The organism is Citrobacter sp. CtB7.12 (genome assembly GCF_001297795.1).
In the GTDB taxonomy this organism is placed as follows: domain Bacteria; phylum Pseudomonadota; class Gammaproteobacteria; order Enterobacterales; family Enterobacteriaceae; genus Citrobacter_A; species Citrobacter_A amalonaticus.
This window is the reverse complement of record NZ_LIFT01000005.1, coordinates 43,297-57,756: the sequence shown is the minus strand read 5'-3', so window position 1 is coordinate 57,756 and position 14,460 is coordinate 43,297. Positions and strand designations below refer to the sequence as shown.

The following is a 14,460-nucleotide window of genomic DNA, read 5'->3' as shown; positions in this document are numbered from 1 at the left end:
ACCTTAGTGACAATCGCCGGTGGTTGTACTGGCGCAGCAATCGCTGGCTTTTTTCCGCGTGGCCAGCAGATTGACATCCACCCGGCTACGCGCCCGGCGCAGCAGTCCCAGCACCACAACGTTAAACAGGATCACGGCCAGGATACAAACCAGACTGTAGCGCGGATGCTCACTGTAGCTGGCGACCTGGTAGAACAGGGTTGACAGCGAGTAGGCGATGTTCAGCCCCCACAGAATGGAGAAGCCCATCCAGCCGCGGCTCGATTCACGGGCAATTGCCCCCATTACCGAGATGCAGGGAACATACAGCAGGACGAAAATCAGGTAGCTGTAGGCTGCCGCCGCGCTGCCAAATTTCGCATCCATGACGCCCATTGCGCCAGTCGCCATTTCTCCGTCGCCTTTGCTGGCTTCAATAGGGTTCGCCAGTACGCTCAGGCTGAAAGTATCTTTCAGGCTCTGCCAGGTTTCATCCAGCGCGCTCAGCAGCTCATCGCCAAGATTAAATTCAGCCGGATTAAATTCCTCATCCTGAATGTTTTCTGCGGTATAGAGCGTGTTGAGTGTACCGACCACCACTTCTTTCGCCATCGCACCCGTGAACAGCCCAACCGTTGCCTGCCAGTTGTCTTCATGAACACCAATCGGTTTAAAGATGGGAGTGATGACGCGACTGACGGAGGCCAGCGCCGAATCGTTGATATTATCGACAATCTTGCCGCTGAGTGAAAAGCTGTTAAACGCGCTCAGGAAGATGCTGACAATGACGATCACTTTACCGGCGCGCAGCACAAACCCTTTCAGGCGCTGCCAGGTCTGGATGATCAGACTCTTGATATGCGGGACGTGATAAACCGGAAGCTCCATAACAAACGGAGACGCTTCGCCACGCATGATCGTGTGTTTGAGCATCAGGCCGGTCAGAACCGCCATCACAATGCCCAGCACATACAGGGAGAACACCGCCAGCGCGCCGTTCTGCCCGAAGAAGGCCGCCGCAAACACGGCGAAAATCGCCAGTCGTGCCCCACAGGACATGAACGGTGCCATCATGATAGTCATCAGACGCTCACGTGGCGCATCCAGGGTGCGGGCCCCCATCACCGATGGCACGTTGCAGCCAAAGCCGACAATCAGCGGGACGAATGATTTGCCCGGCAGTCCCAGCGCCTGCATCAGACGGTCCATCACAAACGCTGCGCGCGCCATGTAACCGGAGTCTTCGAGGAACGAGAGGAACAGGTACATCATGCCGATCTGCGGAACCAGCGGCAGAACGGTGTTAATCCCACCGCCCAGCCCTTGGGCGAGGAAAATGGTCAGCCAGTCCGGGAAGTGAAGGGTATAACCGATCCACTGGATACCGTGAATAAAAATCGCCACAGAGCCAGCATCAAAAATAGGGGCCAGCGCGCCGCCAATGTTAATGGCAAGCAGGAACATCAGGTACATCACAAACAGGAAGATCGGCAGACCGAGAAAACGGTTGAGGATGATTTTATCCACCGCCGTTGTAAAGCGGCTGGGCTCTGCTGTTAAAGTGTTGCTCACCACGTCGCAGATCGCCGCAATGCACTGGTAACGCGCATCGGCGATATGCAGTGCCGGGTCGTCCATCTCGTCGCTCAGATGCGCCAGCGAAATATCCAGTTGCGCAGCAGCGTCACCGGCGTATGCCCGGCTGTAGATATCCCCTTCCAGCATTTGCAGGCCGAGCCAGCGGCGCTGTTGTACCGGCATTTCTTTAGCCATGGCGTTTGCCAGTTTATCGGCCTCACGCAGCAGCGGCTGGGCGTAATGCACCAGTTCAACGTTTTCGTTCTTGCTGTGGCGGTCAATCGCCAGCTTCAGCGCTTCGATACCGCGTCCACGGGTAGAAACCAGCGGGACGACCGGGCAGCCAAGGCGGGTTGAAAGGGCATCGATATCAATGCGGATTTTCTGTTTTTCCGCAATGTCGAGCATGTTGAGTGCAACAATGCAGGGAATGCCCAGCTCAAGCAGTTGCAGCGTCAGATAGAGGTTACGCTCAAGATTTGAGGCATCTACCACGTTAATTAACAGGTCGGCGTCGCCGCTCAGAATGTAGTGGCAGGCAATCTGCTCATCCAGAGAGGTTTGCGAAGAGATGGTAGTGAGCGAATACGTGCCGGGCAGATCGACCAGCGTGACCTGATGATCCGTGGTCGTGAATTGCCCCTCTTTACGTTCCACGGTGACCCCAGCCCAGTTGCCTACGCGCTGGCGCGCACCGGTCAGTTGGTTAAACAGGGTTGTCTTGCCGGAATTTGGATTACCAATTAAGCCAATGGTTAATTTTTTCATCGTTATAGACTCACTGTATTAACAGGAAACCGCTTCCACTTCTAATAATGCCAGGTCTTTTTTACGCAATACCAGGCTAACGCGACGCGTTTCAATATGGACAGGATCGCCTAAGGGGGCGACGCGCACCACGTTAAATGAGGAACCCGGGAGCATGCCGAGGGAAAGCAGTTTCTGACGGTATGCAGGACTTATTTCTCGGGAAAAACCAGTGATTTTCCACGCAGTATCTGGAGCAAATTGCATAAGAACCTACTTGTTTCTCGCTAACTGGATGTTTACCTCATGGGGCAAAGGGGCGCGGCATGAGACCAGATGATTAGCCAACGAAGGAAAGAGTAAATAATCAACAATGCAATGATAATGAGAATGGTTTTTATCTTCAACCGATTAAATGTGACGGAATGTAGGTTTGAATAATAATCTGCGTCATTTTTGATATGGCTCAAAAATAATAACCAGCAGGTGAAATGATTTGAATTCTTAATAAATTAACATTGTTAATGTTTAATTAAGGTTTCATCTGTTAATGGCGTGATAAATATAACGCGATGGAGAAGGTGGATGCGGTAAAGGGCCGGACAGGGCGGTTCCGCCGCCATCCGGCACTCGATCTAAACTTAACGTTTTTTACCCATTGCTGCCGCCAGCGCATCCATCATCGCGCTGTTACCGGCGGGCTGCGCTTCACGAGTACGTGGTTTTGCCGCTTTCGCTGCCGGACGATCATTGCCGCCGCCGCGACGGGCATTGGTTTCACCCGGCTGTTCGTCCAGACGCATCGTCAGGGCAATACGCTTACGTTGCAGGTCAACTTCCAGTACTTTCACCTTCACGATGTCGCCCGCTTTCACCACGGTGTGGGGATCGTCAACAAACTTGTTCGACAGCGATGAGATGTGAACCAGTCCATCCTGGTGAACGCCGATATCCACAAATGCACCAAAGTTGGTGACGTTGGTGACGGCACCCTCGAGAACCATCCCCGGCTGCAAATCGTTCATGGTTTCAACGCCATCGGCAAACTGCGCGGTTTTGAATTCCGGACGCGGATCGCGACCCGGTTTCTCCAGCTCTTTGATGATGTCACTGACGGTCGGGACACCGAACTTGTCGTCGGTAAAATCGACGGCTTTCAGATTGCGCAGTTCGCTGCTGTTGCCCATCAGATCTTTCAGCGCCTGTTGAGTTGCCGCCAGAATACGTTCCACGACCGGATAGGCTTCCGGGTGAACGGTGGAAGCATCCAGCGGGTTATCACCGTGGTTAATACGCAGGAAGCCTGCGCACTGTTCGAAGGCTTTCGGTCCCAGTCGGCTGACTTTCAGCAGTTGCTGACGATTCTGGAACTGCCCGTTCTCGTCGCGCCAGGCCACGATATTCTGCGCCATCATTCGGGTCAGACCGGCTACACGGGTTAACAGCGGAACCGATGCCGTATTCAAATCAACGCCGACGGCGTTCACACAGTCTTCCACTACCGCGTCCAGCTTACGGGCTAACTGTGTCTGGCTGACGTCATGCTGATACTGACCGACGCCGATCGATTTCGGATCGATTTTCACCAGCTCAGCGAGCGGATCCTGCAGACGGCGCGCAATAGAGACCGCGCCGCGCAGCGAGACGTCGAGATCCGGGAACTCCTGGGCTGCCAGTTCTGACGCGGAATAGACTGACGCCCCGGCTTCGCTGACGATCACTTTCTGCGCCGTCACTTTCGGGAACTGTTTCTGTACATCGAGGAAGAAGCGTTCGGTTTCACGCGAGGCGGTGCCGTTACCAATCGCCACCAGTTCCACATTGTACTTCTCACACAGCGCAGCCACTACCATGGCGGCTTTCGCCGCCTGACCGGTGTGAGGATAGATGGTATCGGTGGCGACCAGCTTACCAGTGCCATCCACCACGGCGACTTTTACCCCGGTACGCAGACCCGGATCGAGGCCCATAGTGGCACGCAGACCCGCTGGTGCCGCCATCAACAGGTCGTGCAGGTTGCGGGCGAATACGTTGATTGCTTCGTCCTCCGCGCGCTCGCGGACAGTCCCCATCAGCTCGGTCTCGAGGTGCATAAGCACCTTGATACGCCACGTCCAGCTCACCACGCCTTTGCGCCAGCTGTCTGCCGGTGCGTTGTTCAGACGCAGGCCGAGGTGATCCATAATGATCTGCTCGCAGTAGCTCTCTTTCGGCGGCTCATCGAACTGCGGATCGGCATTCAGCGAAAGCTGCAACACGCCTTCATTACGACCGCGGAACATTGCCAGCGCACGGTGAGAAGGCACGGAGGCGATCGGCTCGTGATGATCGAAATAGTCGCGGAATTTTGCGCCTTCCTCTTCTTTACCGCTGACTACGCTGGCAACCAGATGGGCATTTTTCCACAGATAGTCACGTACCTTCGCCAGCAGCGCGGCGTCTTCGGCAAAGCGTTCCATCAGGATATAGCGTGCGCCATCAAGCGCGGCTTTGCTGTCGGCAACCCCTTTCTCTGCATCGATATATTTTGCCGCTTCGGTGTCCGGATCGTGTGACGGGTCGTTCCACAACAGGTCGGCCAGCGGTTCCAGACCGGCTTCAATCGCTATCTGTCCACGGGTGCGGCGTTTGGGTTTATACGGGAGGTAAAGATCTTCGAGTTCGGTCTTACTTAACGTGCCGTTGATGGCAGTCGCCAGATCATCGGTCAGTTTGCCTTGCTCGGAAATGGACTTGAGAATGGCCTGACGGCGCTCTTCCAGTTCGCGCAAATAGCCCAGTCGGGTCTCCAGATTACGCAGTTGCGTATCATCCAGGCCGCCGGTGATTTCCTTACGGTAACGTGCGATAAACGGCACGGTGTTCCCTTCGTCAAGCAGGCGAACGGCAGCGGTGACCTGGTCGGCCCGGGCCTGAATTTCACCCGCAATAATGCGGCAGAAAGAATCATTCATCATGGATTGGCTTCATCTACTGAGTAAAAAATCAGGGAACAGTTATACGGATTGATGGGCAAAAACGCCAGCCATAGCGCGGGGCTTCGGATTGTTCCTGCTCATTTTACGTATTCGATCGCATTCACGTACCAGCTTGCTTCCCCACCAGGCGTGTTGACCACCGCGAGATCGCCGACCTCTTTTTTCAGCAGCGCGCGCGCCATCGGCGAGTCGATGGAGATATAATCTTTGCGGCCAAAAATTTCATCGTAGCCGACAATCCGAAAGCGACGGGTATCGCCATCGTCATTCTCAATTTCTACCCATGCGCCGAAAAACACTTTGCCTTCCTGCTGCGGGGAGTAATCGACGATCTTCAAATTCTCCATGCATTTAGTCAGGTAACGGACGCGTCGGTCGATCTCACGCAGGCGCTTTTTATTATACTGGTAGTCGGCATTCTCACTGCGGTCACCCAGACTCGCCGCCCAGGTCACCTTCTTTGTGACTTCCGGGCGTTCTTCACGCCAGAGGTAATTAAGCTCACTTTTGAGTTTTTCGTACCCTTCCCGGGTGATCAGAGGCGTTTTCATCTTATTGATTACCTTTAAGTCTGTGACGAAGCGCACAATTCGTATTACGTCACCCTGATAACAGAATAAATAATGTGCTGCGCGTTTCATTGTATACTTAAGCTGCTGTTAAATATGCTTTGTAACAATTTAGCCTGGAATTCATACCAGAATTCGCTGGTGACGAACGTAAGCTTTTTTAAGAATACATACCTTCAATTGTTGCGAACCTTTGGGAGTACAAACAATGCAAGAGAACTATAAAATTCTGGTGGTCGATGACGACATGCGCCTGCGCGCGCTGCTGGAGCGTTATCTGACCGAACAGGGCTTCCAGGTTCGAAGCGTCGCTAACGCCGAGCAAATGGATCGCCTGCTAACCCGCGAATCTTTCCACCTTATGGTACTGGATCTGATGCTGCCGGGTGAAGATGGCCTGTCTATTTGCCGCCGTCTGCGCAGCCAGAGTAACCCGATGCCGATCATCATGGTCACGGCGAAAGGGGAAGAAGTTGACCGTATTGTCGGGCTGGAAATCGGCGCCGATGACTATATCCCGAAACCGTTTAACCCACGCGAACTGCTGGCGCGTATTCGGGCGGTGCTGCGTCGTCAGGCGAACGAACTGCCGGGCGCGCCATCTCAGGAAGAGGCGGTCATCGCTTTTGGTAAGTTCAAATTAAACCTGGGCACTCGCGAAATGTTCCGTGAAGACGAGCCGATGCCGCTCACTAGTGGTGAATTTGCGGTACTGAAAGCGCTGGTGAGCCACCCGCGCGAGCCGCTGTCCCGTGACAAACTGATGAACCTGGCGCGTGGTCGTGAGTATTCCGCAATGGAGCGTTCCATCGACGTACAGATTTCTCGTTTGCGCCGCATGGTGGAAGAAGATCCCGCTCATCCGCGTTATATCCAGACCGTGTGGGGCCTGGGTTACGTTTTTGTACCGGACGGTTCTAAAGCATGAGGCGAATGCGCTTCTCGCCACGAAGTTCATTTGCCCGCACGCTGCTGCTCATCGTCACCCTGCTGTTTGTCAGTCTGGTGACGACCTATCTGGTGGTGCTGAACTTTGCGATTCTGCCGAGTCTCCAGCAGTTTAATAAGGTCCTGGCCTACGAAGTGCGTATGCTGATGACCGATAAACTGCAACTGGAGGACGGCACGCAACTGGTGGTGCCTCCCGCTTTTCGCCGGGAAATTTACCGTGAGCTGGGGATTTCTCTTTATTCCAACGAAGCCGCCGAAGAGGCTGGACTGCGTTGGGCGCAACACTATGAATTTTTAAGCCATCAGATGGCGCAGCAGCTGGGCGGGCCGACGGAAGTGCGCGTTGAGGTCAACAAAAGCTCGCCGGTTGTCTGGCTGAAAACCTGGCTGTCCCCCAATATCTGGGTGCGCGTTCCGTTAACGGAAATTCATCAGGGCGATTTCTCCCCGCTGTTTCGCTATACGCTGGCCATCATGTTGTTGGCAATAGGGGGGGCGTGGCTGTTTATACGTATACAAAACCGACCCCTTGTGGATCTCGAACATGCCGCGCTGCAGGTAGGGAAAGGCATTATTCCACCGCCGCTGCGTGAGTACGGCGCCTCTGAGGTCCGCTCGGTGACCCGTGCCTTCAACCATATGGCAGCCGGGGTGAAGCAGCTCGCGGATGACCGAACGCTGCTGATGGCGGGGGTCAGTCACGATCTCCGCACCCCGCTGACGCGTATTCGTCTGGCGACAGAGATGATGGGCGAGCAGGATGGTTATCTGGCGGAGTCCATCAATAAAGATATCGAAGAGTGCAACGCGATCATTGAACAGTTCATCGACTACCTGCGTACCGGGCAGGAGATGCCGATGGAGATGGCCGATCTCAACGCCGTGCTGGGCGAAGTGGTGGCGGCAGAAAGTGGCTATGAGCGCGAAATTGAGACGGCGCTTCAGCCGGGTAGCATTCAGGTGAAGATGCACCCGCTGTCTATCAAGCGTGCAGTCGCCAACATGGTGGTGAACGCTGCGCGTTATGGCAACGGATGGATCAAAGTCAGTAGCGGGACGGAACCGCATCGCGCCTGGTTCCAGGTGGAAGATGACGGCCCCGGCATTAAACCTGAGCAGCGTAAACACCTGTTCCAGCCGTTTGTCCGTGGCGACAGTGCGCGTAGCACCAGCGGAACCGGTCTGGGACTGGCGATTGTGCAGCGTATCGTGGACAACCATAACGGGCTGCTGGAGATCGGCACCAGCGAGCGGGGCGGGCTCTCTATCCGCGCCTGGCTACCGGTTCCTGTGGTCCGCGTCCAGGGGACGACTAAAGAGGCGTAAAAAAAGGGAGGCGAAATGCCTCCCTTGTTATTTTTACTTTATCCGGACTGACTTACAGCTTCGGCCCGGCACTGACCAATGCTTCGCCTGCTGGCGTATCGGTGTATTTCTCGAAGTTCTCGATGAACAGTTTCGCCAGCGCAGTGGCTTTTTCCTGCCACTGTTCCGGAGACCCGTAGGTATTACGCGGGTCGAGAATACGGGTATCCACGCCTGGAAGTTCGGTCGGGATCGCCAGATCAAACATCGGCAGGTTGAAGGTTTCTGCATCGTCCAGAGAACCGTTCAGGATAGCGTCGATAATGGCGCGGGTATCTTTGATGGAGATACGTTTGCCCGTACCGTTCCAGCCAGTGTTGACCAGGTATGCCTGCGCACCTGAGGCCTGCATGCGTTTCACCAGCACTTCAGCATACTGCGTCGGATGCAGCGACAGGAATGCCGCGCCGAAGCAGGCGGAGAAGGTTGGCGTCGGCTCGGTGACACCGCGTTCCGTACCCGCCAGTTTAGCCGTGAAGCCAGACAGGAAGTGGTACTGCGTCTGGTTGGCGGTCAGGCGAGAAACCGGTGGCAGCACGCCAAAAGCATCAGCGGTCAGGAAGATCACCTTCGTGGCATGGCCGGCTTTGGAAACCGGTTTAACGATATTTTCGATGTGGTAGATAGGATAGGAAACGCGGGTATTCTCGGTTTTCGAGCCGTCGTCAAAATCGATAGTCCCATCGTCGCGCACGGTGACGTTTTCTAACAGCGCATCACGGCGGATAGCGTTGTAGATTTCCGGTTCCGCTTCTTTCGACAGCTTGATCGTTTTTGCGTAGCAACCGCCTTCAAAGTTGAACACGCCATCGTCATCCCAGCCGTGCTCGTCATCGCCGATCAGACGGCGTTTCGGGTCGGTGGAGAGGGTTGTTTTCCCGGTGCCGGAAAGACCGAAGAACACCGCAACGTCGCCTTTCTCGCCCACGTTGGCGGAACAGTGCATGGAGGCAATGCCTTTCAGCGGCAGCAGATAGTTCATCACCGAGAACATACCTTTCTTCATTTCGCCGCCGTACCAGGTACCACCAATCAGCTGGATACGTTCGGTCAGGTTAAAGGCGACAAAGTTTTCGGAGTTCAGACCCTGCTCTTTCCACTGTGGGTTTGTGCACTTCGCGCCGTTCATCACGATAAAGTCAGGCTCAAAGCCTTCCAGTTCGTCATCGCTTGGGCGGATGAACATGTTCTTCACGAAATGCGCCTGCCAAGCCACTTCGGTAATGAAGCGGACAGAGAGACGAGTATCGGCGTTTGCGCCACAGAAAGCATCAACGATAAACAGACGTTTACCGGAAAGTTGTTTAGTGACTAATCCTTTCAGGTGCTGCCAGGTTTCCTGGGATAGCGGTTTGTTGTCGTTCTTGCCTTTTCCTTTGTCGGACCACCACAGCGTATCACGCGTGGTGTCATCACGAACAATGTACTTATCCTTCGGCGAACGTCCGGTGAAAATACCGGTATCAACTGCAACGGCACCCAGGTTCGTCAACACACCACGCTCATAACCTTCCAGGCTTGGGTCTAGCTCTTCCTGATAAAGGGTTTCATAGCTGGGGTTGTAGACGATATCCTGAACGTCGCTGATACCATAAGCCTTGAGATCTTGCGGGGTTAATCGTTTCACGCGCATATCACTGCTCCTTAGCCAATATGTATTACCTGGAATAGTAAGGTTTTTTTGGGGGTGTTAACCGCGACAAGGCTCATAGATTTACTTATCTGGACAAAATCACGATTGACTGAAAACGCTGTGACTCCAGTCACGAAGCGGGGCTTATTATGGCAGGAATGACTTTTTAGTTGTGGAAAATGTTCCTAAAAGGTTAAGGATTAGTATTTTTCACGGGAATGTTGTGAGTGTAATCGCATTCATACGGGAAATTAACAAACCACTTACATACAAAATATCGATTCACCACGAAAGAAAATTTTAGCAAAAAGTGCGGAATTTAGTGCGGACGGTCGGAGACGCATCGCGTCATCCGACCGGTTCAGGATATCGATCAGTGAACCTGCGGATCGGCAGGGGAGGCGTTATTACGGATCTCGGCAATATCCATGGCATTGAACAGGTAGTGGCTCCCGCAATAGTCGCAATGCATATCGATTTCGCCTTCTTCCGCCAGAATGCTATCCACCTCTTCGTCCGGCAGCGTTTTCAGTGCGCCAGCACAGCGTTCGCGCGAGCAGGTGCATTTGAACTCAACGTCTTGCGGATCGTAAAGGGTGACCTCTTCTTCGTGATACAGACGCCACAGCACTTCATTGGCTGGCAGGGTCAGTAGCTCTTCCGCCTTGATAGTTTCGGTCAGCGTGGCCAGATGGTTGAAGTCATCCGCTTGCGCATCCTGGGCTGGCATCACCTGCAACAGCATTCCGCCGGCAGCGGCTTTCCCGTCAACATCACCGGTACGAATGAACAGACGGGTTGGCAATTGCTCAGAACGCAGGAAGTAATCTTCCAGACATGCCGCCAGCGTATCGCCTTCCAGACCGACAACGCCCTGATAACGCTCGCCTTCTTCCGGGGTAATGGTAATGACCAGATAACCATTACCGACCAGCGTTTTCAGGTCAGCATCTTCCGGGATCTCGCCCTGGACGCGCGCCACACCACGCATCTGCTGATTGTTGTTGCCGTTGATCACCGCGAGGCTCAGCGGACCATCACCCTGGAGCTGAACGGTGATATCACCGGCGAACTTCAGCGTCGCCGTGAGCAGACTGGTGGCAACCAGTAACTCAGCGAGAACGGTTTTCACTGGCTGCGGATAAGTATGGTTTTCGAGGATCTGTTGCAGGGTTTCCGATACGGTTACCAGTTCGCCGCGCACGGCAAAATTTTCAAACAGATAGCGGTGTAATTGGTCATGTTGCGGCATAATCATCTCTCTAGCGGGCGACAGTTATTCACTGTCGCCGTGTTTAAATCGTAACAGGTCACGGCGTTCTTTTTTGTCCGGTCGCCTGTCCGGGTGCGGCATGGTCAGAGCGTTAAGCTTACGCGCCAGCGCCATTTTTTCGCGTTTCTCTATGCTTTCCGTTGTCTCTTCGTACAGAGTGACGGCTTCGCTGGCCGGACGACGCTGCTCGGTGATCGCCTTGATCACCACCGTTCGCTCGTCGTTGCCCTGACGCAGCGTTAGCGTGGCGTTCAGTTCGACGATCTTGCTTGGCTTACTGCGCTGTCCGTTATAGTGAACTTTCCCGCCGTCCACCATTTCGCGGGCCAGTGCGCGGGTTTTATAAAACCGCGCAGCCCAAAGCCATTTATCCAGTCTGACCTCAACCGAGGGCTTCTCTTTCATGGCGTCTCCTTCACATCAGTGAGGGGATCAGTCGGCGGTAGTCATTCAATGACGGATGGCGCGCATACTGTTTTTCCGCAACGCCAGAGTCGGGGTTAGTCACGCCGAGGCAATAACGAATACCAAACTTCGCCGCCGCATCGAGAATAGGTTCGCTATCGTCGATAAACAGCGTTTTCTCTGCACTCATTCCCGTTTCTTCCGCCACGGCGCGCCATAACCGCTGATCCTCTTTGGGATATCCAAATGTGTGGGTAGAAAGTAATAAATCAAGGTGTGAGGCCAGACCGGTATGCTCCAGCTTCACGGCCAGATTATGCGGATGCGCATTGGTCAGCAAAATCCGCCGTTTACCGCAGGCTTTGAGCGCGTCTAAAAAGGGGATTGTATCGTCACGTAACACCGCTCGCGGCCCCATTGCGGTAGTCATCGCGCAGATATCCAGACCCAGACGGTCGCTCCAGTAATCAAGACAGTACCAGTTTAGCGTATGCTGCACGGCATGATATTCCTGGCGGATGCGTTCCTGCGCCTCTTGTGGCGAGATCCCGTTCTGCGCGCCGTAGGTCTCAGGCACCAGCTTTTGCCAGAAGTAGTTATCAAACGCCAGGTCGAGCAGCGTGCCGTCCATGTCTAACAGAACGGTATCCACGTTCTGCCAGGCAATATCAATATGCATGGGAACTCTCCAGAAGAAAACGCGATGCGGCACAGGGTAGCACACCCGGTGCCGCAGACATGTTATCAGATGAGGCTTTCCGGAGCGCTGATGAGCTTCGGATTCAGACAGCTTTCATAGTACTGCTGAATCTCCATCATGCGGGTGCGATGACGCTGGTAGCGGCGGAATGCCTGTACGCCATTATAGAGTGTGCAGGCTAACATCGTCAGCATCAGCAGCGTGGTGCCGAGGTAACGCCACAAACCAGAACGATCGGGGATGCGGTGCAGGGCGATATGCTGCGTGCCATTGGCGTCAGTATAGATATTGGTGACAATCCCTTCGGCGCTAAACGGCGTGTTCATCAGCATTTGTGCCAGTCGCTGGAAGGCGCTCCACTGTTCCTGCGCCGGGTAATCGTACAGCGATACGGTCGGCCAGGGCTGATCGACCAGATCGCTGCCTTCATCGCTGACAATCAGGAATCCGCCAGGAGCGGGGCTGTTCAGCGATTGGGCGGCGCGGGCGGTCTCGCGGGTAATAAAGGGCGCCGTGGAGGTGGTAACCAGATTGTCGAGCGATTCGGCGCTGACGGGACGCAGCAGAACGTTAACACCATCCAGTTTGCCCGCGTTGGCCCGTTTCACCAGCGCGCTCCAGTCTTTACTGTTCCCCAGGTTAACCAGCGCATTTTTGAGGCGTACGCACTCGTCTTCTGCCGCGCACAACTCGGCGGTTTTCAGGACGATATCGCCAAAATCATCCAGCAGCACCATGCCCGATTTCTGAATGGCGGAGCGCAAGGCCGCGCTGACGCGAGAGTCATCTTCCGGTTTGGGGTGCAACTGGCGGTTAACGGCCTGCGAGAGCGCAGTGGCTTTGTTCACTAGATCGGATTCCGGCAACGGTAGCGCAGGGGCGTCATTCCAGATGATTTGCGAGCAGTCAAACGGCATAAACGGTGAACTGGTTTGTGCGCTCCAGGTGCCCTGCGCATGAATATTACACATGCCGGTCCCGCGAAGATTTAACGTGTCGCCGACGCGCACGCCGGACTGTTCAAGCTGTTTTACGCTGGTCGCTTCGATGGTTTGTGCACCTTTCATCCACGACAGCGTGAACTTAATCGGCATATCGAGCGGGATCCAGAATAACAGCATCATCAGCACCAGCAGTGAGCCACCGGCGATGATCGTGCTGCGTACCCAGTGCTGCAACGGGAAGTTTTTAACCTCGTCATGCAGGGATAAAAACCGTCCCTGACGCACGACGTGGCGATCGAGATAAATATCAATATCTGTTTGCTGGCCGAGATCTTGCGCAATGTAAGGCTGCCAGTGGCTTGGATACACCAGGTCGATAATCCCCAGCGAGATATTGTTGATCTGCTCCTGGTCATTTTCGCCAAACAGTCCCCAGCGGCGCGGCGTTCCCCGCAGGCAGTGAATTTCGCGTAGTGCGGATTTCGATGGCGGCGCGAATAAGCCCCACAATCCTGCCGCCAGCAACAGCACGGCTCCGCCCACCATCCACGGCACAAAGACGTCCGGCGTAACCAGACAGAAAAAGAACAGCAGGAAGGCGGCGACAATTAACAGCGCTTCGCGAAAACCGGCCGGGCGACTGAGCGCGTATTCTTCATGCGTCTCCTGACGAATGTTCAACAACTCAATTTGTTCGCTCTCTTCGCCGCGAATCGACGCCTGTGTGGATGTGGTCGGTTGCAGCGCGTAACCACGCGCCTCCTGCATATACTCTTGCAGGGAATGACCATTTAGCGAGATCACCAGCGGCAGCGTATCGGTGTGGATCAGCTCAACGCTGTTTTCATCATTAATGTACTGTTCCCAAAAGGGAGGCAGATGGACTTCGACGGAATCGAGGTAGTAGCGCCACTTATTCGGATCGTCCGTCGTGATGCCGTAGCGGGTGATTGAGTGGGTCAGAATGATGACGTTATTGCTTTCAGCATTCAGCGTCAGGGAAACAGGGGCTGCGCTGGCGCCCGTCGGACCGGGTACCTGCTGGATTTGACTCAGGCTATCAAGATAATTTTCAACGGCGCTGCGTTCTTCAGGCGTGAGTTTGCGCGTTGCCGCCTCTGAGAATGCATTTGTCCACGGCAGCTTACGCCGTCTGGCACGAACGTTAAGTCGCCACCAGGCCAGCAATGCGCAGACCAGCAACGCCGCTAAAAAAATCAGAATGGTGCTCATGCTTTCCCCATCTTACTTAATCTGTCAGGTGTGGTCAGTCGCACCCTGTCACAATGAACGTGATCCCGTGGTTGGCTATCGGCAAGCATGGAGTTGAACTTGAGC

Annotated in this window: 11 protein-coding genes; 2 read left to right on the top strand and 9 right to left on the bottom strand. The window is 54.6% G+C overall.

The annotated features are described in order from the left end of the window. Window positions 1-3: 3 nt before the first annotated feature. The 4 genes from feoB to greB all read right to left on the bottom strand — a co-directional run bounded on the left by feoB (window position 4) and on the right by greB (window position 5,833). Complete coding sequence (feoB, locus tag AOY24_RS08430) at window positions 4-2,325, bottom strand: Fe(2+) transporter permease subunit FeoB (protein WP_042998428.1); 2,322 nt, start codon at window positions 2,323-2,325, stop codon at window positions 4-6. Window positions 2,326-2,343: 18 nt separating this feature from the next. Then, window positions 2,344-2,571, bottom strand: coding sequence for a ferrous iron transporter A (feoA, locus tag AOY24_RS08425; protein ID WP_042998427.1), 228 nt, complete (start codon window positions 2,569-2,571; stop codon window positions 2,344-2,346). Window positions 2,572-2,945: 374 nt separating this feature from the next. Continuing rightward, window positions 2,946-5,261 (bottom strand): Tex family protein, encoded by a 2,316-nt coding sequence (locus AOY24_RS08420; protein WP_054176473.1) that lies wholly within the window; start codon window positions 5,259-5,261, stop codon window positions 2,946-2,948. 98 nt (window positions 5,262-5,359) lie between these two features. Further along, entirely contained in the window at window positions 5,360-5,833 is a 474-nt protein-coding gene (gene greB, locus AOY24_RS08415) for a transcription elongation factor GreB (RefSeq protein ID WP_042998425.1), read from the bottom strand. A 226-nt stretch (window positions 5,834-6,059) separates the two neighbouring features. Here greB and ompR point away from each other — a divergent pair, with 226 nt between their 5' ends. Continuing rightward, entirely contained in the window at window positions 6,060-6,779 is a 720-nt protein-coding gene (gene ompR, locus AOY24_RS08410) for a two-component system response regulator OmpR (RefSeq protein ID WP_001157751.1), read from the top strand. Next, window positions 6,776-8,128, top strand: coding sequence for a two-component system sensor histidine kinase EnvZ (gene envZ, locus AOY24_RS08405; RefSeq protein WP_042998424.1), 1,353 nt, complete (start codon window positions 6,776-6,778; stop codon window positions 8,126-8,128). Before ompR ends, envZ begins: the two co-directional genes overlap by 4 nt. A gap of 52 nt (window positions 8,129-8,180) precedes the next feature. On the opposite strand, the gene pckA is transcribed toward envZ, so the two are convergent. From pckA to igaA, 5 genes are all read right to left on the bottom strand, one after another. Beyond that, the gene (gene pckA, locus AOY24_RS08400) at window positions 8,181-9,800 is read right to left on the bottom strand and encodes a phosphoenolpyruvate carboxykinase (ATP) (protein ID WP_042998423.1); all 1,620 of its coding nucleotides are present in this window, start codon (window positions 9,798-9,800) and stop codon (window positions 8,181-8,183) included. A gap of 373 nt (window positions 9,801-10,173) precedes the next feature. Next, a complete protein-coding gene (gene hslO / locus AOY24_RS08395) occupies window positions 10,174-11,052 on the bottom strand; it encodes an Hsp33 family molecular chaperone HslO (RefSeq protein WP_043001765.1) in 879 nt (292 codons plus the stop codon). A 24-nt stretch (window positions 11,053-11,076) separates the two neighbouring features. Next, window positions 11,077-11,478 carry a ribosome-associated heat shock protein Hsp15 gene (gene hslR, locus AOY24_RS08390; RefSeq protein ID WP_044253504.1) on the bottom strand — a complete coding sequence of 134 codons (402 nt, stop codon included), beginning with the start codon at window positions 11,476-11,478 and terminating at the stop codon, window positions 11,077-11,079. A 10-nt stretch (window positions 11,479-11,488) separates the two neighbouring features. Beyond that, window positions 11,489-12,157, bottom strand: coding sequence for a GMP/IMP nucleotidase (gene yrfG / locus AOY24_RS08385; protein ID WP_042998421.1), 669 nt, complete (start codon window positions 12,155-12,157; stop codon window positions 11,489-11,491). Between the two features lie 65 nt (window positions 12,158-12,222). Continuing rightward, the gene (gene igaA / locus AOY24_RS08380; protein WP_042998420.1) at window positions 12,223-14,355 is read right to left on the bottom strand and encodes an intracellular growth attenuator protein IgaA; all 2,133 of its coding nucleotides are present in this window, start codon (window positions 14,353-14,355) and stop codon (window positions 12,223-12,225) included. Between the last annotated feature and the right edge of the window lie 105 nt (window positions 14,356-14,460).